Annotated in this window: 24 protein-coding genes and 1 pseudogene; 9 read left to right on the top strand and 16 right to left on the bottom strand. The window is 70.8% G+C overall.

Annotated elements, in window-relative coordinates; genetic code table 11:
- The 10 genes and pseudogenes from ACTWQO_RS17290 to ACTWQO_RS17245 all read right to left on the bottom strand — a co-directional run.
- Nucleotides 1–259 (bottom strand): annotated as a pseudogene (locus tag ACTWQO_RS17290) (hypothetical protein); the annotation flags it as partial.
- A 28-nt stretch (nt 260–287) separates the two neighbouring features.
- The gene (locus ACTWQO_RS17285) at nt 288–1238 is read right to left on the bottom strand and encodes a VWA domain-containing protein (protein ID WP_443238206.1); all 951 of its coding nucleotides are present in this window, start codon (nt 1236–1238) and stop codon (nt 288–290) included.
- A gap of 10 nt (nt 1239–1248) precedes the next feature.
- The gene (locus tag ACTWQO_RS17280; protein WP_443238205.1) at nt 1249–2166 is read right to left on the bottom strand and encodes a DUF58 domain-containing protein; all 918 of its coding nucleotides are present in this window, start codon (nt 2164–2166) and stop codon (nt 1249–1251) included.
- Complete coding sequence (locus ACTWQO_RS17275; protein ID WP_443238204.1) at nt 2163–3149, bottom strand: AAA family ATPase; 987 nt, start codon at nt 3147–3149, stop codon at nt 2163–2165. The genes ACTWQO_RS17280 and ACTWQO_RS17275 overlap by 4 nt, the downstream gene beginning before the upstream one ends.
- Nucleotides 3146–3334: a hypothetical protein gene (locus ACTWQO_RS17270; RefSeq protein WP_443238203.1), complete on the bottom strand. Its 189-nt coding sequence runs from the start codon at nt 3332–3334 to the stop codon at nt 3146–3148. Before ACTWQO_RS17270 ends, ACTWQO_RS17275 begins: the two co-directional genes overlap by 4 nt.
- Nucleotides 3335–3492: 158 nt before the next feature.
- Nucleotides 3493–5016, bottom strand: a complete 1524-nt coding sequence (locus tag ACTWQO_RS17265) for an MFS transporter (RefSeq protein ID WP_443238202.1) — start codon at nt 5014–5016, stop codon at nt 3493–3495.
- A complete protein-coding gene (locus tag ACTWQO_RS17260; protein ID WP_443238201.1) occupies nt 5013–5564 on the bottom strand; it encodes a TetR/AcrR family transcriptional regulator in 552 nt (183 codons plus the stop codon). Before ACTWQO_RS17260 ends, ACTWQO_RS17265 begins: the two co-directional genes overlap by 4 nt.
- 81 nt (nt 5565–5645) lie before the next feature.
- Nucleotides 5646–6617 (bottom strand): aldo/keto reductase, encoded by a 972-nt coding sequence (locus tag ACTWQO_RS17255; RefSeq protein ID WP_443238200.1) that lies wholly within the window; start codon nt 6615–6617, stop codon nt 5646–5648.
- 151 nt (nt 6618–6768) lie between these two features.
- Entirely contained in the window at nt 6769–8199 is a 1431-nt protein-coding gene (gene argH, locus ACTWQO_RS17250; RefSeq protein ID WP_443238199.1) for an argininosuccinate lyase, read from the bottom strand.
- A 91-nt stretch (nt 8200–8290) separates the two neighbouring features.
- On the bottom strand, nt 8291–9484 hold the full coding sequence (locus ACTWQO_RS17245) for an argininosuccinate synthase (RefSeq protein ID WP_443238198.1): 1194 nt from the start codon (nt 9482–9484) through the stop codon (nt 8291–8293).
- A gap of 213 nt (nt 9485–9697) precedes the next feature.
- Between ACTWQO_RS17245 and ACTWQO_RS17240 the strand changes: the two genes are divergently transcribed.
- The 8 genes from ACTWQO_RS17240 to ACTWQO_RS17205 all read left to right on the top strand — a co-directional run bounded on the left by ACTWQO_RS17240 (nt 9698) and on the right by ACTWQO_RS17205 (nt 17639).
- A complete protein-coding gene (locus ACTWQO_RS17240) occupies nt 9698–10600 on the top strand; it encodes a hypothetical protein (RefSeq protein WP_443238197.1) in 903 nt (300 codons plus the stop codon).
- 139 nt (nt 10601–10739) lie between these two features.
- A complete protein-coding gene (locus ACTWQO_RS17235; RefSeq protein WP_443238196.1) occupies nt 10740–11327 on the top strand; it encodes a pyridoxamine 5'-phosphate oxidase family protein in 588 nt (195 codons plus the stop codon).
- A gap of 3 nt (nt 11328–11330) precedes the next feature.
- Complete coding sequence (locus ACTWQO_RS17230) at nt 11331–12026, top strand: L,D-transpeptidase family protein (RefSeq protein WP_443238195.1); 696 nt, start codon at nt 11331–11333, stop codon at nt 12024–12026.
- Between the two features lie 101 nt (nt 12027–12127).
- Nucleotides 12128–13510 carry a ferredoxin reductase family protein gene (locus ACTWQO_RS17225; RefSeq protein ID WP_443238194.1) on the top strand — a complete coding sequence of 461 codons (1383 nt, stop codon included), beginning with the start codon at nt 12128–12130 and terminating at the stop codon, nt 13508–13510.
- 73 nt (nt 13511–13583) lie between these two features.
- Nucleotides 13584–14771 carry an FMN-binding protein gene (locus ACTWQO_RS17220; RefSeq protein WP_443238193.1) on the top strand — a complete coding sequence of 396 codons (1188 nt, stop codon included), beginning with the start codon at nt 13584–13586 and terminating at the stop codon, nt 14769–14771.
- Between the two features lie 67 nt (nt 14772–14838).
- Nucleotides 14839–15576 carry an FAD:protein FMN transferase gene (locus ACTWQO_RS17215; RefSeq protein ID WP_443238211.1) on the top strand — a complete coding sequence of 246 codons (738 nt, stop codon included), beginning with the start codon at nt 14839–14841 and terminating at the stop codon, nt 15574–15576.
- Between the two features lie 507 nt (nt 15577–16083).
- A complete protein-coding gene (locus ACTWQO_RS17210) occupies nt 16084–16491 on the top strand; it encodes a YciI family protein (protein ID WP_443238192.1) in 408 nt (135 codons plus the stop codon).
- Between the two features lie 8 nt (nt 16492–16499).
- Nucleotides 16500–17639 (top strand): RNA polymerase sigma factor, encoded by a 1140-nt coding sequence (locus ACTWQO_RS17205; RefSeq protein WP_443238191.1) that lies wholly within the window; start codon nt 16500–16502, stop codon nt 17637–17639.
- Nucleotides 17640–17711: 72 nt separating this feature from the next.
- Here ACTWQO_RS17205 and ACTWQO_RS17200 read toward each other — a convergent pair whose 3' ends face one another.
- From ACTWQO_RS17200 to argC, 5 genes are read right to left on the bottom strand one after another with little or no spacing between them, the layout of a single operon-like run.
- The gene (locus ACTWQO_RS17200) at nt 17712–18251 is read right to left on the bottom strand and encodes an arginine repressor (RefSeq protein ID WP_210574963.1); all 540 of its coding nucleotides are present in this window, start codon (nt 18249–18251) and stop codon (nt 17712–17714) included.
- Between the two features lie 7 nt (nt 18252–18258).
- Nucleotides 18259–19461: an acetylornithine transaminase gene (locus ACTWQO_RS17195; RefSeq protein ID WP_443238190.1), complete on the bottom strand. Its 1203-nt coding sequence runs from the start codon at nt 19459–19461 to the stop codon at nt 18259–18261.
- Nucleotides 19458–20372 (bottom strand): acetylglutamate kinase, encoded by a 915-nt coding sequence (argB, locus tag ACTWQO_RS17190; protein ID WP_443238189.1) that lies wholly within the window; start codon nt 20370–20372, stop codon nt 19458–19460. Before argB ends, ACTWQO_RS17195 begins: the two co-directional genes overlap by 4 nt.
- The gene (gene argJ, locus ACTWQO_RS17185) at nt 20369–21520 is read right to left on the bottom strand and encodes a bifunctional glutamate N-acetyltransferase/amino-acid acetyltransferase ArgJ (protein WP_443238188.1); all 1152 of its coding nucleotides are present in this window, start codon (nt 21518–21520) and stop codon (nt 20369–20371) included. Before argJ ends, argB begins: the two co-directional genes overlap by 4 nt.
- Nucleotides 21517–22545 carry an N-acetyl-gamma-glutamyl-phosphate reductase gene (gene argC, locus ACTWQO_RS17180; RefSeq protein ID WP_443238187.1) on the bottom strand — a complete coding sequence of 343 codons (1029 nt, stop codon included), beginning with the start codon at nt 22543–22545 and terminating at the stop codon, nt 21517–21519. Before argC ends, argJ begins: the two co-directional genes overlap by 4 nt.
- Before the next feature lie 138 nt (nt 22546–22683).
- Here argC and ACTWQO_RS17175 point away from each other — a divergent pair, with 138 nt between their 5' ends.
- A complete protein-coding gene (locus ACTWQO_RS17175) occupies nt 22684–23382 on the top strand; it encodes a DUF6215 domain-containing protein (RefSeq protein ID WP_443238186.1) in 699 nt (232 codons plus the stop codon).
- Nucleotides 23383–23433: 51 nt separating this feature from the next.
- Here ACTWQO_RS17175 and ACTWQO_RS17170 read toward each other — a convergent pair whose 3' ends face one another.
- The gene (locus tag ACTWQO_RS17170) at nt 23434–24042 is read right to left on the bottom strand and encodes an ABATE domain-containing protein (protein WP_443238185.1); all 609 of its coding nucleotides are present in this window, start codon (nt 24040–24042) and stop codon (nt 23434–23436) included.
- Between the last annotated feature and the right edge of the window lie 24 nt (nt 24043–24066).

Raw genomic sequence — 24066 nt, 5'->3', positions numbered from 1 at the left:
GGGTAGGGGTGCGGGGAGAGAACGGAAGCGAGGGCGTCGATCGGGGGGTGGTGTAGGGGGTGGGAGTGACAGGAATGGTGTGTGCGTACGGGTCGATGGGCGCCGGGGGCCGCCCGGGCAGAAAGGCGGGGCCGCGTGGATGGCCGAGACCGATGTGCGGAACGTCGGGCACGGGTCCCGCGCCTCCACCCCCGTCCGGCACATCGAGCCCCTGCTCCCCCGGTGAGCCGGGAGGGCCGGTGTACGACTGGTCGGGCATCGTTCCTCCAACGTCGGTGAATGAGCCGTCAGGGCAGCCGGGAGAACCAGAGCAGCGAGGTCGCCGCGGCGGCCAGGGCGGTGATGAGGCCCGCGGCGACGAACCACTGCCAGATCTCGCGCTCCTCGGTGCGATGGCCGACGGAGCTGCCGATGTCCTCGTACACGTCCTGAAGTTCCTCGCCCGTGGCGGCCTCGTGGAAGTCGCCGCCCGTGCGCTCAGCGAGGGCCTCCAGTGCGGGGCCGTCGACGGGGACTTGCAGGACGCGGCCGTCCGGGAACTCGATGACCCCGTCCTCGGTGCCGTACGCGATCGTCGAGACCGGGATGCGGTCGGCGGCGATCTCCGCGGCCGCCGACTCCACCGAGCGTCCTGAGGTGTTGGCGCCGTCGGACAGCAGCACGACGTGCGCGGGCGGCGGCTCGGTCTCGGCCTCCTTGTCGAGTGTCCGGATGGCGTCCCGCGAAGCCATCACGGCGTCGCCGATCGCCGTGGCCTGCCCCGGGGTGAGCTGTTCGATGGCCCGGCGCAGCACCACGCGGTCGGTGGTAGGCGGGACCGCGACGGTGGTGGTACCGCTGAACGGCACCAGTCCGACGTTGAACCGCTCGGGCAGCAGGTCGACGAAAGTGACGGCGGCGCGCTTCGCGGCCTCCATACGGGTGGGCTCGACGTCGGTCGCCTCCATGGAGCCGGAGACATCGAAGGCGATCATGATGGTGGCCCGCTCGCGCGGTACTTGCACATCAGCGGTGGGGCGCGCGAAGCCGACGACCAGCAGCCCGAGCGTGGCGCAGAAGGCGGCGGCGGGGACGTGCCGCCGCCATCCGGGCCTGCTGGGCGCGACCTTGTCGAGCAGATCGAGGTTGGTGAACCGGACGGCGTACCGGCGCCGCCGCCGCTGCACCAGCAGATACGCGCCGATCAGTCCGGCGAGCGGCACCAGGAGCAGCAGCCAGCCGGGTGAACGCAGACTCATCGGACCTCCTTCATGCGGCGCCGCCTCCCGCTCGGCGCCGCTGGTCCTCGACGTACCGGACGACGTCCTTCACCCAGTCCCGGTCGGTACGGAGCCTGAGGTGGGCGGCGCCCGCGCGGCGTATGGACTGCTTGATGACGGCCCGCTGCTCCAGCGCGGCGGCGGCGTACCGTTCGCGCACCTTCCGTGCGTGGGTGGGGATGTCGCGCCTGCGCCCGGTCTCCGGGTCGACGACGGTGAGCAGTCCGACGTCGGGCAGCTCCAGCTCGCGCGGGTCGACGGTCTCGATGGCGAGGACCTGGTGGCGGCGGGTGGCGACGCGCAACGGCTGCTCCCAGCCGGTCTCCAGGAAGTCGGAGACCACGGCGACGAGCCCGCGCGCGGGCAGCGCGCGCAGGGCCACCAGGGCGTCGGCGAGGGTGTGTTCGGGGACGCCCGCGCTCACCCGGGTGCGTTCGAGGGCGGCGCGCAGGATGGTCAGCATGTGGTGGCGTCCGGTGCGCGGAGGGATCCGCTGGATACCGTGCGGGCCCGTGATCTGCGCGCCGAGCCGGTTGCCGGCCCGCTCGGTGAGGAACGCGACGGCCGCCGCCGCGCCCACCGCGAGGTCCCGTTTCTCCATGCGTGCGGTGCCGAAGTCCATGCTCGCGGAGGCGTCGAGGACGATCCAGGTGGTGAGTTCGCGGTCGGCGAGGGTGAGGCGGACGTGGGGGACGGTGGTGCGGGCGGTGGCGTTCCAGTCCATCCGGCGTACGTCGTCTCCGATGACGTACGGCCGGGTCTCCGAGACCTCGCTGCCGGGACCGGGCAGCAGGGAGGCGTGGTCGCCCTGGAGGAGTCCGTCCGGGTGCCGGGTGAAGAGCAACTCCAGGTGTTTCAGGGCCTGTTCGGGGGTGAGGTCGCGGAGCGTCGGGGTGCTGCTGCTCATGCCGCTTCCTCCTCGGCGGCCTGACGCGGGCTGATACGGGGCTGCTCGACCGACGCCAGGACCTCGTCGACGATCGCGCCGGGAGCGATACCGTCGGCGAGCGCGTCGAAGGACAGGACGAGACGGTGCGCGATGACTTCGTGCGCCAAGTCGCTGACGTCGGCGGGCAGGACGTATCCGCGGCCCCGCAGCAGGGCCAGGGCACGGGCGGCGGCGATCAGGCCGAGCGTGGCCCGCGGGCCCGCACCGTGCGCCAGCCTCCGCTCCGGGCCCGCCTGTTCGCGGGTCGCGCAGACCAGTCGTACGGCGTACTCGGCGACCGCGTGGTGCACGAACACCTGGTCCGCGGTGCGTTGGAGCGCGATCAGCCGCTCCGGGGTGAGGACGCGGCGCGGGCTCGGCGGGTCGACGCTCATCCGGTAGAGGATGGCGAGTTCCTCCGACTCGCTGGGCGCGGGAACCTCCACCTTGAGCAGGAAGCGGTCGCGCTGGGCCTCGGGGAGACGGTAGACGCCCTCGGACTCGATCGGGTTCTGGGTGGCGAGGACGAGGAACGGTTCGGGGACGGGGATCGTGGTGCCGCCGATGGAGACCTGGTGCTCGCCCATGACCTCCAAAAGCGCCGACTGCACCTTGGCGGGGGCGCGGTTGATCTCGTCGGCGAGGACGACGTTGGCGATCACCGGGCCGGGTTCGATGTCGAACGCCTCCTGGGACGGACGGTAGATCCGGGTGCCGGTGATGTCGGAGGGGACGAGGTCGGGGGTGAACTGCAGCCGGGCGAACCGGCCTCCGGCCACGTGGGCGAGGGTTTTCGCGGCCAGAGTCTTGGCGACTCCGGGCACGCCCTCCAGCAGACAGTGGCCGCGGGCCAGGATCGCGGTGAACATGCGTTCCACCATGCGGTCCTGGCCGACGATGACCCTCTTGACCTCGAACAGCGCGTGTTCTAGGAGCTTGTCCTCGGGGGCCCCGGCACTCACAGCGCTGCGCCGTCCTTCTCCGGGCAGTCGTCGCTGTTCGTGGGGCTGCCCTCCTCTACGACGAACCTGACCTGTTCGCGGGTCGGTTCGTCGCCGTCTGCGGCCAGTGCGAGGCCGCCTCCGGCGAGGGTGGCGGCGGTTAGGGCTCCGCCGGTGACTAGGAGTATGCGTGTGCGTCGTGTCATGGTCTGTGGCTCCTTCGGCCGTGGGGAACGACGTCGGGTACGGAGCCAAGACCATCAGGTCGGGGCGAAAAGGGGCTTAAAGCCTAGTGTGGGGGCTGGTTGGTGCCGGTTCGCGGGTGCGGGTTGTCGGTGGCTGGTCGCGCAGTTCCCCGCGCCCCTTAAGGTCGGCTGTCCAACCGCTGATTTCGCAGCATGAACCATGCTGCCGCTGCCGCCGCTAGCAGCACTGCCGCTCCTGCGCCTGCCGCCAGGGCTAGGCCGTCCACAAAGGATTGCCGGGCCGCGTCCAGCATTGCCGCAGACGTCTGTGCGGGCATCCCCGCCGCCGCCTCCACCGCTCCGCCCAGCGACTCGTGTGCTGCGTCCGGGGTGCCCATCGGGCCTTCAAAGCCCCGGTATACGCCCGTCACGATCGAGCCCAGCAGAGCGATGCCGAGGGCCGCGCCCAGTTCGTACGCCGTCTCGGACACCGCCGATGCCGCGCCTGCCTCCTCCTTCGGCACGCTGGAGAGGATGACGTCTGCGGTGACGGTGAAGGAGAAGCCCGCGCCGATGCCGACGACCAGCAGTGCGGCGCCGAGGAGGGGGTAGCCGGTGGACTGGTCGATGACCGTCAGGGCGGCCAGGGCGAGGCCGACTGCCGCGAGGCCGCCGGAGACGATGGTGCGTACGGAGAAGCGGCGGGCCGCGCGGCCGGCGATCAGGCCGGCCGCCACCGCGCCGATGGCGGCGGGCAGTTCGGCCAGGCCCGCCTCGAACGGGCGTCGGCCCTGGACGAGTTGTAGGTACTGCGAGAGGAAGAACACCAGGCCGGACAGGCCGAAGATGGTCAGCAGGTCGGCCAGGACGGCCCCGCTGAAGCCGCGGTTGCGGAACAGCCGCATGTCCAGCAGGGGTGTGGGCAGGGTGAGTTGGCGCCGCACGAAGCCGTACAGCGACGCCAGGCCCAGCACGGCAGCGGCGACCGTCTCCCAGGTGAAGCCGTGGCTCGCGGCTTCCTTCACGGCGTACACGATCGCGACCATGCCGACGAGCGACAGCACGACGCTGAGCAGGTCCCAGGGACCGGGGTTCGGGTTGCGTGACTCCGGCAGCATCTTGATGCCGACGAGGACCAGGACCGCCATCACGGGCAGGTTGATCAGGAAGACCGAGCCCCACCAGAAGTGTTCGAGCAGGAAGCCGCCCGCGATCGGGCCGATCGCGGTGCCCGCGGAAGCGGTGGCGCCCCAGATGCCGACGGCGAGGCTGCGTTCGCGCGGGTCGTGGAAGAGGTTGCGGATCAGGGCGAGCGTCGCGGGCATCAGCGTCGCGCCCGCGACACCGAGCAGTGCCCGGGCCGCGATCATCAGCTCCGGGGTCGTCGCGTAGGCGTTGAGCACGGATATCGCGCCGAACGCCGTGGCGCCGATGAGCAGGATCCGCTTGCGGCCGATGCGGTCGCCGAGGCTGCCCATGGAGACGAGCAGACCGGCGATCACGAACGAGTAGACGTCACCGATCCACAGGAGCTGGGTGCCCGAGGGCTTCAGGTCCTCGCTGATGTAGGGCGTCGCCAGGCCGAGGACGGTCGCGTCGACGGCCACCAGCAGCACGGCGAGCACGAGGACGGCCAGCGCGAGCCAACGGCCGGGGCGCTTCACCGCCTCGGTCGGGTTCGCCGGCTGCAGGGTGCTGGTCATGATTCCTCTCTCCGTACTGCGCCGCCGAGCAACAGCTCGACGATCATGAAGTTGACGTCGTTGGAGGCCACGCGGCCTTCGGACACCGCCCAGGCACCGGAGGCCAGCAGGCCGTAGAGCGCCTCGGTGAGCCAGGCCGGCGTGAGGTCGATACGGAACTCGCCGGCCGCCTGACCGCGTCGGAACAGGGCCGCCACGCGGTCGTCGATCCGGGTCCAGCCCTCGTTCTGCTGCCCGCCCTCGAACAGCTGGTTCTCGGTGTAGAGAAAGGCCAGCAGCGCGGCGGCCGGTTCGATCTCGTGGACGAGCCGTCTTACGGCATCGCTTGCGCCGCCTTCGTCCAGGCGGGCCCTGTCCAGCGCGGCCTCGCACTCCGCGATGCCGAGCGACTCGAGCGCGCGGACGAGCACGTCGCGCCCGGCGAACTGGCGGTGCAGCGTGGCCCGGCTGATCCCGGCGGCCTTGGCGACCTCGTCCATGGTCGCGGTGGATTTACGGGTGAGTAGGGCGGCTGCGCTGCGCAGCACATGGTCACGGTCGACAGCCATGAGACAACCATAGCCCACGTGAGACAAGAATGTCTCATGCGGGGCATGTGCGTCTCATGGAGTCTGGCCACTCACGGTTTCTCAGTGCCAGGGCAGCTGCCCGCGCCGCTCCCAGTACGCGGGCGGGTCCTCGACCAGCGCAGCCAGCCGGGACAGCTGGGCGTCGTCGAGGTCGACGACCGCGGCGTGCAGGTTGGAGGCCAGTTGGACGACGGTTGCGGCGCCGGAGAGGACGACCCCGGCCCAGGGCTGCCGCAGGATCAGCGCGAGGGCGACGGCATCGCATCCCAGAGACGTTTCTTCGGCTACGGCCTTCAGCGCGTCCGGCGCATGCGGTTCCGCGAGCCGTCCGTTGGCCATGGCTTCCTTGACGATCACCGTGAGTCCGGCGTCGTGGGCCTCGGCGAGTGCGGGGCCGGCCGAGGTCTCCAGGGCGTTGTAGGTCGACTGGACGGTACGGAAGAGGGGCTCGCCGTCGACCGTCACCGCGAGGGCGGCACGGATGGTGTCGGCCTGGGCGGGGCCGCTGGTGGAGAAGCCGATGGTGAGGCCCTGGGCAGCGGCCTCGGCGAGCCTCGCGTGGAGTTCCTTGTCGGTGAGGGCCGGACTGTCCGGGGTCAGCGAGTGGATCTGGTAGAGGTCGAGCCGGTCGCCGAGCAGGGCGTCGGTCTCGGCGCGCTGGCGCTCGTACGTCGTGACGCTGTGGTCCTTGACCTCGTGCTGCTCGGCGTCGGTGGACCAGCCCGCGGTGTAGGTGTAGCCCCACTTGCTGCCGATGACCACGTCGTCGACGTCGGGGTGGGCGTTCAGCCAGTCGGCGAGGAACTCCTCGGAACGGCCGTAGGAGCGGGCCGCGTCGAAGTAGCGGACGCCTTGCGCGTAGGCGGCGTCGAGGAGTTCGTTGGTGCGGGTGCGGAGGGTGTCTACGCTGCGGTTCTCTCCGAGGTCCTGGTCTCGGCCGAGGTTGATGTAGCCGGGGCGTCCGACGGCGGCGAGGCCTAGGCCGATGTGGCAGGTGGGGGTCGTTGCTGTTGCCAGTCGGGCGAAGGGCATCGCGGGCTCCGTTCGGTCGGCTCCGTTACGGCTTCCGACCAACGTAACCCGCGATGACCTTCGGTGAAGCGAGGGCGCCTCAGAGTTCGGGTTGTGCGGTGCTTTGGCGAGTGCGGGTTCGTCGTGGCTTGTCGCGCAGTTCCCCGCGCCCCTAAGGGCGTTTCCCTTCTGCCCACTTGTGCTGTGCCGCCACGTTCGCCTTTACCTCGGCCAGTTGCACCGCCACCGCGCTGGGGGCCGTGCCGCCGCGGCCGTTGCGGGAGGCGAGGGCGCCGGGGACGTTGAGGACGCTGCGTACCTCGGGGGTCAGGTGCGCGGAGATCTTCGCGAACTGTTCGTCGGTCAGCTGGTCCAGCTCCTTGCCCTCGGCCTCGGCGACCTTCACGCACTCGCCCGCAACCTCGTGCGCTACCCGGAACGGCACGCCCTGCTTGACCAGCCACTCGGCGATGTCGGTGGCGAGGGAGAAGCCTGCCGGGGCCAGTTCTTCCATGCGGTCGCGGTGGACGGTGAGGGTGGCCATCATGCCGGTGAAGGCGGGGAGCAGGACCTCCAGCTGGTCGCAGGAGTCGAAGACCGGCTCCTTGTCCTCCTGGAGGTCGCGGTTGTACGCGAGCGGGAGGGCCTTGAGCGTGGCCATGAGGCCCGTCAGGTTGCCGATCAGGCGGCCGGACTTGCCGCGCGCCAGCTCCGCGATGTCCGGGTTCTTCTTCTGCGGCATGATCGACGAGCCCGTGGAGAACGCGTCGTGGAGGGTCACGAAGGAGAACTCCTTCGTGTTCCAGATGATGACCTCCTCGGCGATCCGGGAGAGGTTCACGCCGATCATCGCGGTGATGAAGGCGAACTCGGCGACGAAGTCACGGGACGCGGTGCCGTCGATGGAGTTGGCGGCCGACCCGTGCTCGAAGCCGAGGTCCTTCGCCACCGCCTCCGGGTCCAGGCCGAGGGAGGAGCCCGCCAGGGCGCCCGAGCCGTACGGGGAGACCGCCGTGCGCTCGTCCCACTGACGCAGGCGTTCCGCGTCCCGGGACAGGGATTGGACGTGGGCAAGGACGTGGTGGGCGAACAGCACCGGCTGGGCGTGCTGGAGGTGGGTGCGGCCGGGCATCGCCACGTCCGGGTGGGCCTCGGCCAGGCCGATCAGCGCGTCCTGGAGGTCGGCGATCAGGCCACCGATGACGCGAGCGTGGTCCCGCAGGTACATACGGAAGAGGGTCGCGACCTGGTCGTTGCGGGAGCGGCCCGCGCGCAGCTTGCCGCCGAGGTCGGGGCCGAGGCGCTCCAGCAGGCCGCGCTCCAGGGCGGTGTGCACGTCCTCGTCGGCGATCGTGCCGACGAACGAACCGTCCGCCACGTCCGCTTCCAGCTGGTCGAGCCCGGCCAGCATCCGCGTCAGCTCTTCCTCGGTGAGCAGGCCCGCCTTGTGCAGCACGCGCGCGTGCGCACGCGAACCGGCGATGTCGTACGGCGCGAGCCGCCAGTCGAAGTGGACGGACGCGGACAGCTTCGCCAGGGCCTCGGCGGGACCGTCGGCGAAACGGCCGCCCCAGAGCCGTACGTCACCGCTGTTGCTGCTCACTTTGCTCTGCTCCTCGGAGAATGGTGAATGTGCGACCGCCTCCCCACCCTTGCAGGTGAGGAGGCGGCTGTCAGGTCGGTACGGGCAAGGCTTACGCCAGGTCGCGCTTCGCCGCGATCTTCGACGACAGGCTGTAGATGTCGATGAAGCCCTTGGCCGCAGCCTGGTCGAAGGTGTCGCCGGTGTCGTACGTGGCGAGGTTGAAGTCGTACAGCGAGGTCTCGGAGCGCCGGCCCGTGACGACCGCGCGGCCGCCGTGCAGGGTCATCCGGATGTCGCCGTTGACGTGCTGGCTGGCCTCGTCGATGAAGCCTTCCAGGGCGCGCTTGAGCGGGGAGAACCACTGGCCGTCGTAGACCAGTTCGCCCCAGCGCTGCTCGACCTGCCGCTTGTAGCGGGCGAGTTCACGCTCGACGGTGACGTTCTCCAGCTCCTGGTGGGCGGTGATCAGGGCGATCGCGCCCGGCGCCTCGTACACCTCACGGGACTTGATGCCCACGAGGCGGTCCTCGACCATGTCGATCCGGCCGACGCCCTGGGCTCCGGCGCGCTCGTTGAGCTGCTGGATGGCCTGCAGGACGGTGACGGGCTTGCCGTCGATGGCGACCGGGACGCCCGCCTTGAAGGAGATGATCACCTCGTCGGCGTCACGCGGGGTGGCCGGGTTCTGGGTGTACTCGTAGATGTCCTCGATCGGGGCGTTCCAGATGTCCTCGAGGAAGCCGGTCTCGACGGCACGGCCGAAGACGTTCTGGTCGATGGAGTACGGGGACTTCTTGGTGGTCGCGATCGGGAGGCTCTTCTCCTCGCAGAACGCGATCGCCTTGTCCCGGGTCATCGCGTAGTCGCGGACCGGGGCGATGCACTTGAGGTCGGGCGCGAGGGCGACGATGCCGGCCTCGAAGCGGACCTGGTCGTTGCCCTTGCCGGTGCAGCCGTGAGCGACCGTGGTGGCGCCGTGCTTCTGGGCGGCGGCGACGAGGTGCTTGACGATCGTCGGCCGGGAGAGGGCCGAGACCAGCGGATAGCGGTCCATGTAGAGGGCGTTGGCCTTGATCGCCGGGAGGCAGTACTCCTCGGCGAACTCGTCCTTGGCGTCCGCGACCTCGGCCTCGACGGCACCGCACGCGAGGGCGCGCTTGCGGATGACGTCCAGGTCCTCGCCGCCCTGGCCGACGTCGACCGCAACGGCGATGACCTCGGCGCCCGTCTCCTCGGCGATCCAGCCGATGGCGACGGAGGTGTCCAGTCCGCCTGAGTAGGCGAGTACGACGCGCTCGGTCACGGGTTTCTCCTCACAGTGCATTCGCTGACATGCATGAGTATGCAGGAGTCTGCATGGTTCGTCAATCTCGGGGGCCCAGGAGGTGAATCGCGGATGGATTTGAACGCGGGAAATCGCTTTCCCGTATCTCTCGCCGGACGCAGGCGCCGCGTTTGTAAACAACCGAGTCATTCGGAACACCGAATCGACCCCTGACCCGAGTGAGGCATCCGCATGTCCAGGGCTCTTCCGAAGTACAACAAGCGACGCGTCGCGTTCATCGGCGGCGCCGCCGCGGTCGTGCTGACCGGCGCGGTGATCGCCCAGTCCGCCCTCGCCGGGGAGACGTCCAAGAGCGGCGACGGCGCCCGGACCCTGGCGGGCCCCGGCACGATCAGCTGCCCGGACGTCACCTCCGAGCTGCCCGCGATCCCCGCCTCCGCCCAGGCCGAGGTCGACCGCAACCTGGCCCAGTTGCAGACCCAGATCGACGAAGCCAACAAGCGGCTCGTCGACACCGTCGGGCAGGGCGGACCCAACTTCGTGCAGAACGCCATCCTCGGCCCGCTCGAGGACAAGCGCGTCGCCGCCCTCAACCGCATCGAGACCGCCATCGGCCGCGCGGCGGCGAAGCCGGAGGGGCTGGAGGCGTTCGCCGCCTGCTCCCTCAACGCGGACGGCGGCGCGGGTGCGGGCGAGGAAGCCGGCGCCGGTGCGGGAGCGGGCGCCGGGGAAGATGCCGGTGCGGGCGAAGAGGCCGGTGCCGGCGAGGAGGTCGAGGCCTCGCCGACCGAGGGAGCCGGGGACACTGGCGACACCGGCGACGAGGCCGGGAACGCCGGCGCCGGCGCGATCAGCTGCCCGGACGTCGAGTCCGAGCTGCCCGCGATCCCGGCCTCCGCCCAGGCCGAGGTCGACCGCAACCTGGCCCTGCTCGACACCCAGGTCGCCGAGGCCAACCAGCGGCTGGTCGACACCGTGGGCCAGGGCGGACCGAACTTCGTGCAGAACGCCATCCTCGGCCCGCTCGAGGACAAGCGCGTCGCCACCGTCAACCGCATCGCCACCGCCATCGGCCGCACGGCCGAGAAGCCCCAGGGCCTGGACTCCCTGGCCGCCTGCACGCTCACCCAGTGACGTGACAGGCGCTGTGGCCGCCCCGTGTGAGCGCCGGCCGGGGCGGCCACGGTCCCGAAGCCGGTTGCGCGGGCTTCCGCACAACCGGATCGGGAAATTCATTAGACAGGCGAACTAACTACGCTCATAATCGTTAGACATGGGAAAGACTTATGAGCGCATAGACGGCCGGCTCCGCACCTTCATCGAGGAGCAGCCCCTCTTCTTCACCGCGACCGCCCCACTCTCCGGCGACGGCACGGTCAACCTCTCCCCCAAGGGCCTCAAGGGTTCCTTCGCGGTGCTGGACGACCACACCGTGGCCTACCTCGACTTCGCCGGATCCAACGCGGAGACCGTCGCTCATCTGCGGGAGAACGGCCGGATCACTCTCATGTGGTGCGCCTTCCAGGGCCCGCCCAACATCGTCCGGGTGCACGGCCGCGGCGAGCCGGTCTTCCGCGACGACCCCCGCTTCCGGGAACTCCTCTCCCACTTCCCGGACATCGACCCGACGCCGCACGGGCTGCGCGCGATCATCGTCGTGACGGCCGAACTCGTCCGCGACACCTGCGGTTACGCGGTGCCCTTCATGACGTACGACGAGGACCGCGATCTGCACCGCAGGCGCTTCGCGCGCGAGGACGACGCCTCGCTCAGCGCCTATTTCGAGAAGAAGGATCACGTCGGGACCAGCCTGGATGGCCTACCCGGGCTGCCGCTGCCACTGCCGCCGTCTACGGTCTGAGGCATGCGCCCCGGTGTCGTCGCCGCCCTCGCCGCCTCGCCCCTCCTCGTGCTCGGTGCCGCGCCCGAGGGCGCCCCGCCGCTGCCCGCGCGGATGGCGGACACCGGCGGCGGCACCCAGCTGATCACGGCCGTGGCACCCCGGACCGGTGCCACGACCGGCACGGTCACCTGGTGGGACCTGAGTGACGGCCGCTGGGTGAAGGCCGGATCCGCCGCCGCCCGCTTCGGCGCGAACGGCCTCGTCGAGGGCGCCACGCGCAAGCAGGGCACCAACACCACCCCCACCGGCCTGTACGGCATGCCGTACGCCTTCGGCATCAAGGCGGCGCCGCGCGGGACGATGTACACCTACCGTCCCGTGCACCGGAACTCCTGGTGGTGCCAGGACAACGACTCGCGCTCCTACAACCGCTGGACCGAGCCCCTCGCGGCCGACTGCCGGGCCGCCGAGTCGGAGCGGCTCATCTCGTACACCACGCAGTACGACCACGCGCTCGTCGTCGACTTCAACTACCACAAACCCGTCCGCCACCGCGGTGCCGGGATCTTCCTGCATGTCAACGGGCGCGGGGCGACGGCCGGTTGTGTGTCGGTGCCGGCGGACGCGATGCGGCGGATCCTCCAGTGGGCCGACCCCGGCCGCAGGCCGCACCTCGCGATCGGGACGACGAGCGGGCGAACGGCGATCACGCGGTAATGAGTCACTCGATGCACACGGAGCTCGACTGACCGCTGAACACACTGCCGTCGCGGCACGTATCTGTGGGCCAAGGCACAGCCCGTCCGCACGGAGGAACCGTGACCACCACGCTCGCAAGCGGCCGCGCCGCCCGCCGCCAGACGATGCGCCGCATCCGTCCGCGCCGCTCCCCGGCGACCCTCTTGCTGCTCGCCGTATGGGCGGGCGCGGCCGGAGTGCTCTGGCTGTGGTGGAGCAACACCCCGTCCATCGGCGACACCACCGGCAAGATCATCGCCGCGGGCCGGATCACCGGTCTGCTCGCCGGCTACCTGATGGCGCTGGTCGTGCTGCAGATGGCCCGCGTGCCCGCGCTGGAGCGCCGGGTCGGCTCCGACCGGGTGGCGCGCTGGCACGCGATGAGCGGCCGCTACACGCTCTGTCTGACCGTCGCCCATGTCTTCCTGATCATGTGGGGCTACGCCCGCCAGGCCGGCAAGGACCTCGGCTACATCGCCCAACAGACGATCGACTCCGTCAACCAGCTGCCGGACATGGGCAAGGCCGCCATCGGCACCGGTCTGCTGTTCTTCATCGGGATCATCTCCATCGGCGGCATCCGCCGCATGATTCCGTACGACACCTGGTACCACGTCCATCTGCTGACGTACGCGGCGGTGTTCCTGACCTTCTGGCACCAGCTCAGCACCGGCAACGAGTTCGCCGTCGAGCCCCTCGCGAAGACCGTCTGGTACGGGCTCTACGGCACGGTGACGGCGCTGGTGATCTGGTACCGGATCCTCACCCCGATCCGGCTGAACATGCGCCACCGCATGCGGGTCGAGGCGGTCATCGAGGAGACGCCCGGGATCGTGTCCGTGCTGATCGGCGGCCGGAAGCTGCACCGGATGGGCGCGGAGGCGGGCCAGTTCTTCCGCTGGCGGTTCCTGGCGCCGGGCATGCGGTTCAGCTCGCACCCGTACTCGCTGTCGGCGGCGCCCCGGCCGGACATGCTGCGGATCACAGTGAAGGCGATCGGCGACCACAGCGCCCGGCTGCGGGAGCTGACGCCCGGCACGCGCGTGTGGGCCGAGGGCCCGTACGGCGCGCTGACCGCCCAGCGCCGCAGCCGCGGCAAGGTGCTGCTGGTCGCCGGCGGGGTCGGCATCACCCCGATGCGGGCGCTGTTCGAGACACTGCCGGGCGCGTCCGGTGACATCACCCTGCTCTACCGGGCCAACAGCACCCAGGACCTGGCCCTCTGGGACGAGCTGGCCGCCATCGCCGACGAGCGGGGCGCCCGGCTGATGTACGCGGTCAACTCCCCGGACGGGGAACGCCCGGACATCTCGGCGGAGCGGTTGCGCCAGAAGCTGCCGGACATCGACGAGCACGACGTGTTCCTGTGCGGGCCGCCCGGCTTCGCGCAGGGCGTGTACGACGCACTGCGCGGCGCGGGGGTCCCCGCCCGCCGTATCCATCACGAGTCGTTCGAGATGTGACGACGGGAAACGTCAGAACCTTCGGGGTCTTCAGGACCTTCGGGAATCTTCGGGAATCAGGAGTTCAGGAGCGATGAGGAAGACCCATCCCCTTCGGCGTGTCGTGCTGGCCGGCGCCGCCACCGTGTCCGGGATCGTGCTGTTGCTGTCGCTGAAGCCGGGGTCGGATTCCGGCTCCGAGGCGGTGGGCGGCGCGGCACCGGGCCAGTCGATCGGCGCGCAGGAGTCCGCCCAGGGCGGCGCCCAGGCGATCGGCACCGGCACGTTCACCGGTGATGCGGCCGATACGCAGTACGGACCCGTGCAGGTCCGGCTGACCGTGAGCGACGGAAAGATCACCAAGGCCGAGGCGGTGAAGAACCCCACCGGCGGCCAGAGCACCCAGATCAACAACAACGCGATCCCCAAGCTCAACCAGGCCGCCGTGGCCGCCGGGAGCGCGGACATCGACGCGGTCTCCGGGGCGACCTACACCAGCACCGGGTACAAGAAGTCGCTGCAGTCGGCCCTCGACAAGGCGGCGGCGAAGGGCGGCGGCTCGGGGCAGGGCGCGGGGGGCGGCGGGGCCGCGCAGGCTCAGACCGTCACCGGTGACGTGGCCGATACGCAGTACGGGCCCGTACAGGTACGGATCACCGTCAGCGGCGGGAAGATCACCAAGGCCGAGGCGGTACAGACGCCGACCGGCGGCCAGAGCACGCAGATCACCGGCAACGCGGTGCCCAAGCTCAACCAGGCCGCCGTGGCCGCCGGGACGGCGGACATCGACGCGGTGTCCGGAGCGACGTACACGAGCGCCGGGTACAAGAAGTCGCTGCAGTCGGCCCTCGACAAGGTGAAGCCCGCCGGAGGCGGCGCGGCGGCGGGGAGCGGGGCGGAGGCAGGCGCGGGCGCCAGCCCCAGCGCCCCTGCTGGTGCCGGCGGCGATGCCGATGCTGGCGCTGGTGCCGGTGCCGGGCAGGACGCCGGCGGCGGTGTCACCAATGGGACCGGGACCGTCACCGGCGAGGTCGCGCAGACCGAGTACGGGCCGGTGCAGGTCCGGATCACGATGCGCGACGGCAAGATCGTCCAGGCTTCGGCGGTGCAGGCGCCCAGTGGCGGGAAGAGCACCCAGGTCTCCAACAACGCGGTGCCCAAGCTCAACCAGGAGACGGTGGCCGCGGGCAGTGCGGACATCGACGCGGTGTCCGGGGCGACGTACACCAGCGCCGGGTACAAGAAGTCCCTGCAGTCGGCGTTGGACCAGGCCGGTGTCTGAGTCGGTGGCCGAGCACGCCGAATCGGCAGCAGCAGCTCCCGCCGCGGTGCGTCACGTGGAGGAGGTCATGGGGACCGTCTTCTCCTTCGACGTCCGCGGCGGGGATCCCGGTGCGGTCAAGGCGGCACTGGAGGCGGCAGTCGCCGGGCTGCACCGGGTGAACGAGGTGTTCAGCACGTACCGGGAGGACAGCCAGGTGTCGCGGCTGGCCCGCGATGAACTCAGCGTCGGTGACTGTGATCCCGAGGTCGCCGAGGTGCTGGAGCTGGCCGCGGAGGCGGAGCGGCTGAGTGAGGGCTGGTTCAGCACGTCGTACGAGGGGCGGCTCGATCCGACCGGGATCGTCAAGGGGTGGGCCGTCGAACGGGCGGCTCGGTCGCTGGCAGCGGTCGGGGCGAGTGGGGTGAGCGTGAACGGCGGGGGTGACGTCCAGTTGCTGGGCACCCCCGGGCCGCAGCGGCCGTGGCGGGTCGGGGTGGCGGATCCTTTGCGGCCGGGGGGACTCGCGGCGGTCGTGTCGGCTGCCGGGGTGGAGGAGCTGGCCGTCGCCACGTCCGGGACGGCCGAACGCGGCGCGCATATCGTCGATCCGCGGACCGGGCGGTCCGCCGTGACCGATCTGGTGGCGGTGACCGTCGTGGGGCCTTCACTGACGTGGGCGGACTGCTGGGCCACCGCTGCGTTTGCGATGGGTTCGCGGGCGGGGTTGCGGTGGCTGGAGTCGCTGCCGGATGTGGAGGCGTTGCTGGTGACGGCGGGGGACGAGGTGCGGTGCACCGGGGGGTTGGCGGCGCGGTTGGGGTGACCGGTCGGTCGGGGTGGCTGGGGTGGGGTGGGTTGCGCGGGCCGGCGCGGTGGCTGGAGCGGGGGGGATTGCCGGCCCGGCGCGGTGGCTGAGGGCGGGTGGGTCGCGCAGCCCGGCGCTGACGGGGTGCCGCCTGCGCCCACCCGTGCCGCCCCAGGCGGCACGACTGCCCGCAGCTGGGCGGGAAGGTGCGGCCGCCTGCTGGGTGGGCGCTGCCCCTGCGGCACGAATGCCCGCAGCTGAGTTGAGCCTGCGCGCCGCCTGCTGGGTGGGCGCCGCCTGCGGCACGAATGCCCGCAGCTGAGTTGAGCCTGCGCGCCGCCTGCTGGGTGGGCGCCGCCCCTGTGGCACGTATGCCCGCAGCTTGGCGGCTGTGGTCGCCTGCCTCGTCGGTCCGAGCACAGCGGGCGGAAAAAGTTCGCTCGGCGATGTCGAGAACCCGTGGTCGGCTCCGTCCCTGCAGTGAACGCGGCCACAATGGGTCGCATCACACCGAGGAGAACGACCATGGCCAAGTACCTGCTGCTCAAGCACTACCGCGGTGCCCCGGCTGCGGTCAACGACGTGCCCATGGACCAGTGGACGCCGGAGGAGATCACGGCGCACGTGCAGTACATGCGGGACTTCGCGGACCGGCTCGAGAAGACCGGCGAGTTCGTCGGCGAGGTGGCCCTCGCCCCCGAGGGGACGTGGGTCCGGTACGACGGTGAGGGGCGCCCGCCGGTCACCGACGGACCGTTCGCCGAGACCAAGGACCTCATCGCCGGCTGGATGGTGATCGACGTCGACAGCTACGAGCGCGCCGTCGAGCTGGCCGGGGAACTGTCGGCCGCGCCCGGTGCGGGCGGGAAGACGATCCACGAGTGGCTGGAGCTGCGCCCGTTCTACGGCGTGCAGCCCACCGTCACGGAGTGACCTCCTCCATGGACGAGGCCTTGCTCCGCAGCCTCACACCGAGCGTGCTCGCCGTCCTCGTCCGCCGCGGAGCAGACTTCGCGGCGGCCGAGGACGCCGTCCAGGACGCGCTCGTCGAGGCGGTCCGCGTCTGGCAGACCGACCCGCCGCGGGACGCGAAGGGCTGGCTGGTCACCGTGGCCTGGCGCAAGTTCCTCGACGCGACCCGGGCGAACACCGCCCGACGCCGACGCGAGGACCTCGTGGAGGAGGAGCCGGTACCAGGCCCCGCGCCCGCGGTGGACGACACCCTCCAGCTCTACTTCCTCTGCGCCCACCCCTCCCTGACCCCCTCGTCCGCCGTCGCCCTCACCCTGCGCGCCGTCGGCGGCCTCACCACCCGCCAGATCGCCCAGGCCTACCTCGTGCCCGAGGCGACCATGGCGCAGCGCATCAGCCGGGCCAAGCGGACCGTGTCCGGCGTGCGGTTCGACCAGCCCGGCGATGTCGCCACCGTGCTGCGCGTCCTCTACCTGGTCTTCAACGAGGGCTACTCCGGCGACATCGACCTCGCCGCCGAGGCCATCCGGCTCACCCGGCAGCTCGCGGCAGCGATCGACCACCCCGAGGTGGCCGGGCTGCTCGCCCTCATGCTGCTCCACCACGCCCGGCGCGCGGCCCGGACCGCGCCCGACGGCAGCCTGGTGCCGCTCGCCGAGCAGGACAGGAGCCGGTGGGACACCAAGTCGATCGCCGAGGGCGTCGAGATCCTGCAGACGGCCCTCGCCCGCGACCGGCTCGGCGAGTTCCAGGCCCAGGCCGCCATCGCCGCCCTCCACGCCGACGCGCCCTGCGCCGAGGAGACCGACTGGGTCCAGATCGTCGAGTGGTACGACGAGCTGACCCGCCTCACCGACAGCCCCGTCGTCCGGCTCAACCGCGCGGTCGCCGTAGGCGAGGCAGACGGACCACGCGCCGGCCTCGCGGCCCTCGCGCAGCTGGACGACTCGCTCCCCCGCTACACCGCGGTCGCCGCCTACCTCCACGAACGCGACGGCGACCTGGACACGGCGGCACAGCTGTACTCCGAGGCAGCCCAAAAGGCCCCCACCCTCGCAGAACGCAACCACCTAACGAGCCAGGCGGCCCGCCTCAATACACGCCGGTGACACCCACGCCCCGTAAGGGGCGCGGGGAACTGCGCGACAAGCCCCCACCAGCCGCACCCGACACACAACCCCTCAGTGCCCGTTCTGAGCCAACCGCAGCAAATGATCCGCGAGCGCCTGCCCACCCGTAGGATCCCGGCTGATCAGCAGCAACGTGTCGTCACCCGCGATCGTCCCCAGAATGTCGTGCAGTTCAGCCTGGTCGATCGCCGAGGCGAGGAACTGCGCGGCACCGGGCGGCGTACGGAGCACCACGAGATTCGCCGAAGCCTCCGCGGAGATCAGCAGCTCCGCGGACAGGCGCCGCATCCGCTCCTCCTTCGCCGACCCCCCCAGCGGAGCGCGCGGCGTACGGAAACCCCCCTCACTCGGCACCGCATAGATCAGGTCGCCGTCGGTGTTGCGGATCTTCACCGCGTTCAGCTCGTCCAGGTCGCGGGAGAGCGTCGCCTGTGTGACGGTCAGCCCGTCGTCGGCGAGCAGCTTCGCCAACTGGCTCTGCGACCGGACGGGTTGCCGGTTGAGGATGTCCACGATCCGGCGGTGACGCGCGGTGCGGGTCTGCGGCACGGCAGGCCCGCTCGGCTGCTCGTGATCCTGCGCCTGGCTCATCGTCGTCTCATTCTCCGGAATGTCCGTCCCCTTCGGTCACCGTGTCCAGGACACCGGGGAGCGCCCGGAGGAAGGCGTCCACCGCGTCGTCGCCCAGGTTGAGGGGCGGCATCAGTCGTACGACATCGGGGGCGGGCGCGTTCACCAGGAAACCGGCGTCCTGGGCCGCGTGCTGCACCTGTGGCGCAAGCGGCTCGGTGAGCACGATACCCAGCAGGAGCCCCGCGCCCCGGACATGGGAGATCAACGAGTGGTTCAGCGACTCGATTCCGTCGCGCAACCTCTCGCTCTGCCGCTTGACGTTCTCCAGCAACCCGTCGTTCGCGATGGTGTCGAGCACGGCGAGGCCGGCCGCGCAGGCGACGGGGTTGCCGCCGAAGGTCGTGCCGTGGTGCCCGGGCTGGAGCAGTTCGGCCGCCCGCCCGAAGGCCACGGTCGCGCCCAGCGGCAGCCCGCCGCCGAGGCCCTTGGCGAGCGTGACGACGTCCGGCAGGACGCCCTCGTGCGCCATGTACTCGAACCAGTGCCCGGTACGCCCGATCCCGGTCTGCACCTCGTCCAGCACCAGCAGGCTGCTCGTGGCGGCGGTGATCGCGCGGGCCGCCTTCAGATACCCCGTCGGCGGGACCACGACCCCGTTCTCGCCCTGGATCGGCTCGATGATGACGAGGGCCGTCTCCTCGGTGACCGCGGCGGCCAGCGCCTGCGCGTCGCCGTACGGGACGTGGGTGACATCGCCGGGCAGCGGCAGGAACGGGGCTTGCTTGCCGGGCTGTCCGGTGAGCGCGAGCGCGCCCATGGTGCGGCCGTGGAAGCCGCCGTCGGTGGCGACCATGTGCGTCCGCCCGGTCAGCCGCCCGATCTTGAACGCGCCTTCGACCGCCTCGGCCCCGGAGTTGCAGAAGAAGACCCTGCCCTCCCGCCCGAAGAGCTGCAGCAGCCGTTCGGCGAGCGCGACCGGCGGCTCGGCGACGAACAGGTTCGACACATGCCCCAGCGAGGCGATCTGCCGACTCACCGCCTCGACGATCGCCGGGTGGGCGTGGCCGAGCGCGTTGACCGCGATACCGCCGACGAAGTCGACGTACTCCTTGCCGTCGGCGTCCCAGAGGTGCGCACCCTCCCCGCGCACGAGCGGCAGTCGCGGAGTGCCGTAGTTGTTCATGAGCGCGCCCTGCCACCGCGTGGTCAGTTCCTGATTGGCGGTCATACGGCGTCCCCCTCTTGCTCGTCGGGCACGACCATCGTGCCGATGCCCTCGTCGGTGAAGATCTCCAGCAGGATGGAGTGCTGGACGCGGCCGTCGATGACCCGGGCCGTGTTCACGCCGTTGCGCACAGCGTGCAGACAGCCCTCCATCTTCGGCACCATGCCGGAGGACAACTCCGGCAGCAGCTTCTCCAGTTGGGAAGCGGTGAGGCGGCTGATCACCTCGTCGCTGTGCGGCCAGTCCTCGTAGAGGCCCTCGACGTCCGTGAGGACCATGAGGGTTTCGGCGCCCAGCGCAGCAGCGAGTGCCGCAGCCGCCGTATCAGCATTGACGTTGTAGACATGTCCGTCGTCCTGGGAGCGGGCGATCGAGGAGACGACCGGGATGCGGCCGTCGGCGAGCAGTGCCTCGATCGCGCCCGTGTCGATCTCGGTGATCTCGCCCACCCGCCCGATGTCGACCAACTCGCCGTCGATCTCGGGCTGGTGCTTGATGGCGGTGATGGTGTGCGCGTCCTCGCCGGTCAGTCCGATGGCCAGCGGCCCGTGCTGGTTGAGCAGGCCGACGAGCTCGCGCTGCACCTGCCCGGCCAGCACCATCCGTACGACGTCCATGGCGTCCTCGGTGGTGACCCTGAGGCCCGCCTTGAACTCGCTGACGATGCCGTGCTTGTCGAGGGCGGCGCTGATCTGCGGGCCGCCGCCGTGCACGACGACCGGCTTGAGGCCGGCGTGGTGCAGGAACACGACGTCCTGGGCGAAGGCGGCCTTCAGCTCCTCGTCGACCATGGCGTTGCCGCCGAACTTGATGACGACGGTCTTGCCGTTGTGCCGGACCAGCCAGGGCAGCGCCTCGATGAGGATCTGGGCCTTGGGCAGCGCGGTGTGCTTCCGCGCGGGTGTATTGCTCATGAGGAGTAGGCGCTGTTCTCGTGGACGTAGTCGGCGGTCAGGTCGTTGGTCCAGATGGTGGCCGTCTCGGTGCCCGCGGCCAGGTCGGCGATGACGTGCACCTCGCGGTAGCGCATGTCGACCTTGTCGCGGTCCTCGCCGACGCCGCCGTTCTTGCACACCCAGACGCCGTTGATGGCGACGTTCAGCCGGTCGGGCTCGAAGGCCGCGGACGTCGTACCGATGGCGGACAACACCCGTCCCCAGTTGGGGTCTTCGCCGTGGATCGCGCACTTGAGCAGGTTGTTACGGGCGATGGAGCGGCCCACCTCGACGGCGTCGTCCTCGGTCGCGGCGCCCACCACCTCGACCTTGATGTCCTTGCTGGCGCCCTCGGCGTCCCGGATCAGCTGCTGGCCGAGGTCGTCGCAGACGGTCCGTACGGCCTCGGCGAACTCCTCGTCTGCCGGGGTGATCCCGGAGGCGCCGGACGCGAGCAGCAGCACGGTGTCGTTGGTGGACATGCAGCCGTCGGAGTCGACGCGGTCGAAGGTCGTGCGCGTGGCGGCCCGCAGAGCGTCGTCCAGGACGTCGGCGCCCAGGTCGGCGTCGGTGGTGAGGACGACGAGCATGGTGGCCAGGCCCGGGGCGAGCATGCCCGCGCCCTTGGCCATGCCGCCGACGGTCCAGCCGTCCTTGGTCACGACGGACGTCTTGTGGACGGTGTCGGTGGTCTTGATGGCGATGGCGGCCTTCTCGCCGCCGTGCTCGCTCAGCGCCTCGGCGGCGGTCTCGACGCCGGGCAGCAGCTTGTCCATGGGGAGCAGGATCCCGATGAGCCCGGTGGACGCGACCGCGACCTCGGCGGCGTTCAGCCCCAGCGTGTCGGCGACCTTCTCGGCGGTCGCGTGCGTGTCCTGGAAGCCCTTCGGGCCCGTACAGGCGTTGGCGCCACCGGAGTTGAGGACGACGGCGGAGACCTGCCCGCCCTTCAGGACCTGCTCGGACCACAGCACCGGCGCGGCCTTGACGCGGTTGGAGGTGAAGACGCCCGCGGCGGCGAGGCGGGGCCCGTTGTTGACCACGAGGGCCAGGTCCGGGTTGCCGTTCTCCTTGATCCCGGCGGCAATGCCCGCCGCCGTGAATCCCTTTGCTGCCGTGACACTCACGGTGCGACTCCGATCGTGGAAAGCCCGGTGGTCTCGTCGAGCCCGAGGGCGAGGTTCATGCTCTGGACGGCACCGCCCGCGGTGCCCTTGGTCAGGTTGTCGATCGCGCTGATCGCGATGATGCGGCCCACGGCCTCGTCGAATGCGACCTGCACCTGAACGGCGTTGGAACCGTGGACGGACGCCGTGGCGGGCCACCGTCCCTCGGGCAGCAGATGAACGAAGGGCTCGTCGGCGAAGGCCTTCTCGTAGGCGGCGCGCAGGGAGTCGCCGGTGACACCGGGCTTCGCCTGCGCACTGCATGTGGCGAGGATCCCGCGCGGCATGGGAGCCAGCGTCGGCGTGAAGGAGACCGTGACCGGTTCGCCGGCGGCGGCGCTGAGGTTCTGGATCATCTCGGGCGTGTGCCGGTGGCCGCCGCCCACGCCGTACGGCGACATGGACCCCATGACCTCGCTGCCCAGCAGGTGCGGCTTGGGCGTCTTGCCCGCGCCGGAGGTGCCGGACGCGGCGACGATCACGGCCTCGGTCCCGGCGAGGCCCGCCGTGTACGCCGGGAAGAGCGCCAGCGAGACGGCGGTCGGGTAGCAACCGGGCACCGCGATGCGCTTGGACCCCTCCAGTGCAGCGCGGGCACCCGGCAGTTCAGGGAGGCCGTACGGCCAGGTCCCGGCGTGCGCGGAACCGTAGAACTTCTCCCAGTCCCCCGGGTTCCGCAGCCGGAAGTCGGCCCCCATGTCGACCACCAGCACATCGGGGCCGAGTTGCTCGGCGACGGCCGCGGACTGTCCGTGCGGCAACGCGAGAAAGACGACATCGTGCCCGGCGAGGACGTCCGCCGTGGTCTCCTGGAGCACCCGGTCAGCCAGCGGCAGCAGGTGCGGCTGGAGCGCGCCGAGCCGCTGACCTGCGTTGGAGTTCCCGGTCAGGGCGCCGATCTCGACCTCGGGGTGCACCAGCAGCAGACGCAGCAGCTCACCGCCCGCGTACCCGCTCGCTCCGGCCACTGCCGCACGTACCGCCATGACATCCTCCTCCTGGAGAGCATGACTATACGTTTCGCTGCACGTTTATGCAATCCCGTCGAATTTGGTTGTCCGTGTACTGATAAGCGGGATAGGGTCCCCCGGCATCCACAGGGGGATCGCAGTAAGCGGGGGGACATGGCAGACAATATCGGCGCGTCCACGAAGGGCCCGAGCCCTGTGGGGCAGGCCGTGGCGGCCGTAGTGCTGGTGGGAGCACTCGCCGCCGGTTTCTGGACGATGGCGAAGACCTCGGCCGCGGAGGACAACGCCCCACCGGCTCCCACCTGCTCGGACGACAAGCCCGAGACGCCCCCCGCCGCCGGGCAGGTCTCCGGTCAGCAGCTGTGCGAGGCCCTGCACCGTCCCGACCTCGCCACACTGCTCGGCACGCCCGAGGAGATCGCGCTGACCGTTTCCGGCAGCGACAGCTCCGTCGGGGAGGCCGACGGCGAGCAGGTCGCCACTCCCACGGCGCGGGTCGAGTTCGAGACGTACACCGTGGAACTGACGGCCACCTACGACGGCCTTCCGGTGACCGGGTCCGGCCGGCTGCTGGGCAGTGACGCGCGTGAGCGGAAGGTCCTGGGCCGCCCGGCGACCCTCTACTCGTCCCAGACCATCGCCCTCGAATTCCGGCTCGACGGCGGCGACTCCCGCAGCGCTCCCGGCGTCCCCGCCCGCGCCCTCACCGTGGCCCAGGACGCCAAGGACAGCGGCGGCTCCTTCGACCTGGCCATGTGGCGCTCGGTCGGCGGGGTACCGAGCGACGAGGAACTGCTCGCCGTCGCCGAGAAGGTGCTGCCGACGATCCCGGGCTGGAAAGCCGGCACGTAAGGCATCAGCAGCGGGAGACCGTGACAGCAACATCGCCGGGGTGCAACCGAGTTACGTGGGCGACTCCCGGCCCCGCTTCGCCGCGTACGCCCGCGCCGCCCGCACCCGGTTGCCGCACTTCGTCGTGCACCAGCGCCGGGCTCCGTGCGAGCGCAGGAACCAGCGGGCGCAGCCCTGTGCGGCGCACTCGGTCAGCTGCTCGGCCTCGGAGCCGGTGAGCAGGTCGGTGGCGTCCTCGGCGAGCAGGGAGAGCGCGGCGGCGGCCGGATTGCCGGCGTCGGGTTCGTCGGCGCGGTGCGGGCCGTCGGACGTCCAGGCCAGCCGGGGCGTGGACGGGGCCGCCGCGAGCGCGGAGTTGAGCGTGGCCAGATCGTCGACGGCGGGCCGCTCATGGGCGTCGTACGCCTCGAAGAGCGCCCGCACCGCCTCCCGCAGCCCCAGGAGCCGCCCGAACTGCCTGCCACCCAGGGCCACCCGGTCCGGCAGCAGCTCATGGCGTACGAGCCACAGGTGCGCGGACTCGGTGTCGTCGAGCAGGTCGATGTCGCCGTGGCTGAGAGTAAAACGCGTGTTGACCAGGGCCAGCGAGATGTAGCGCTCCTCGCCGGGAACGGGGAGCTGGTGCAGGTAGACAGGGGCGTCGTGATCCACGGCTCTCATGCTAATGGTTGCGATTCTCCGTGA

This window comes from Streptomyces sp. 4N124 (assembly GCF_052245395.1).
GTDB lineage: Bacteria > Actinomycetota > Actinomycetes > Streptomycetales > Streptomycetaceae > Streptomyces.
The sequence above is the reverse complement of the archived record's forward strand: the minus strand, read 5'-3'. Positions and strand labels throughout refer to the sequence as shown.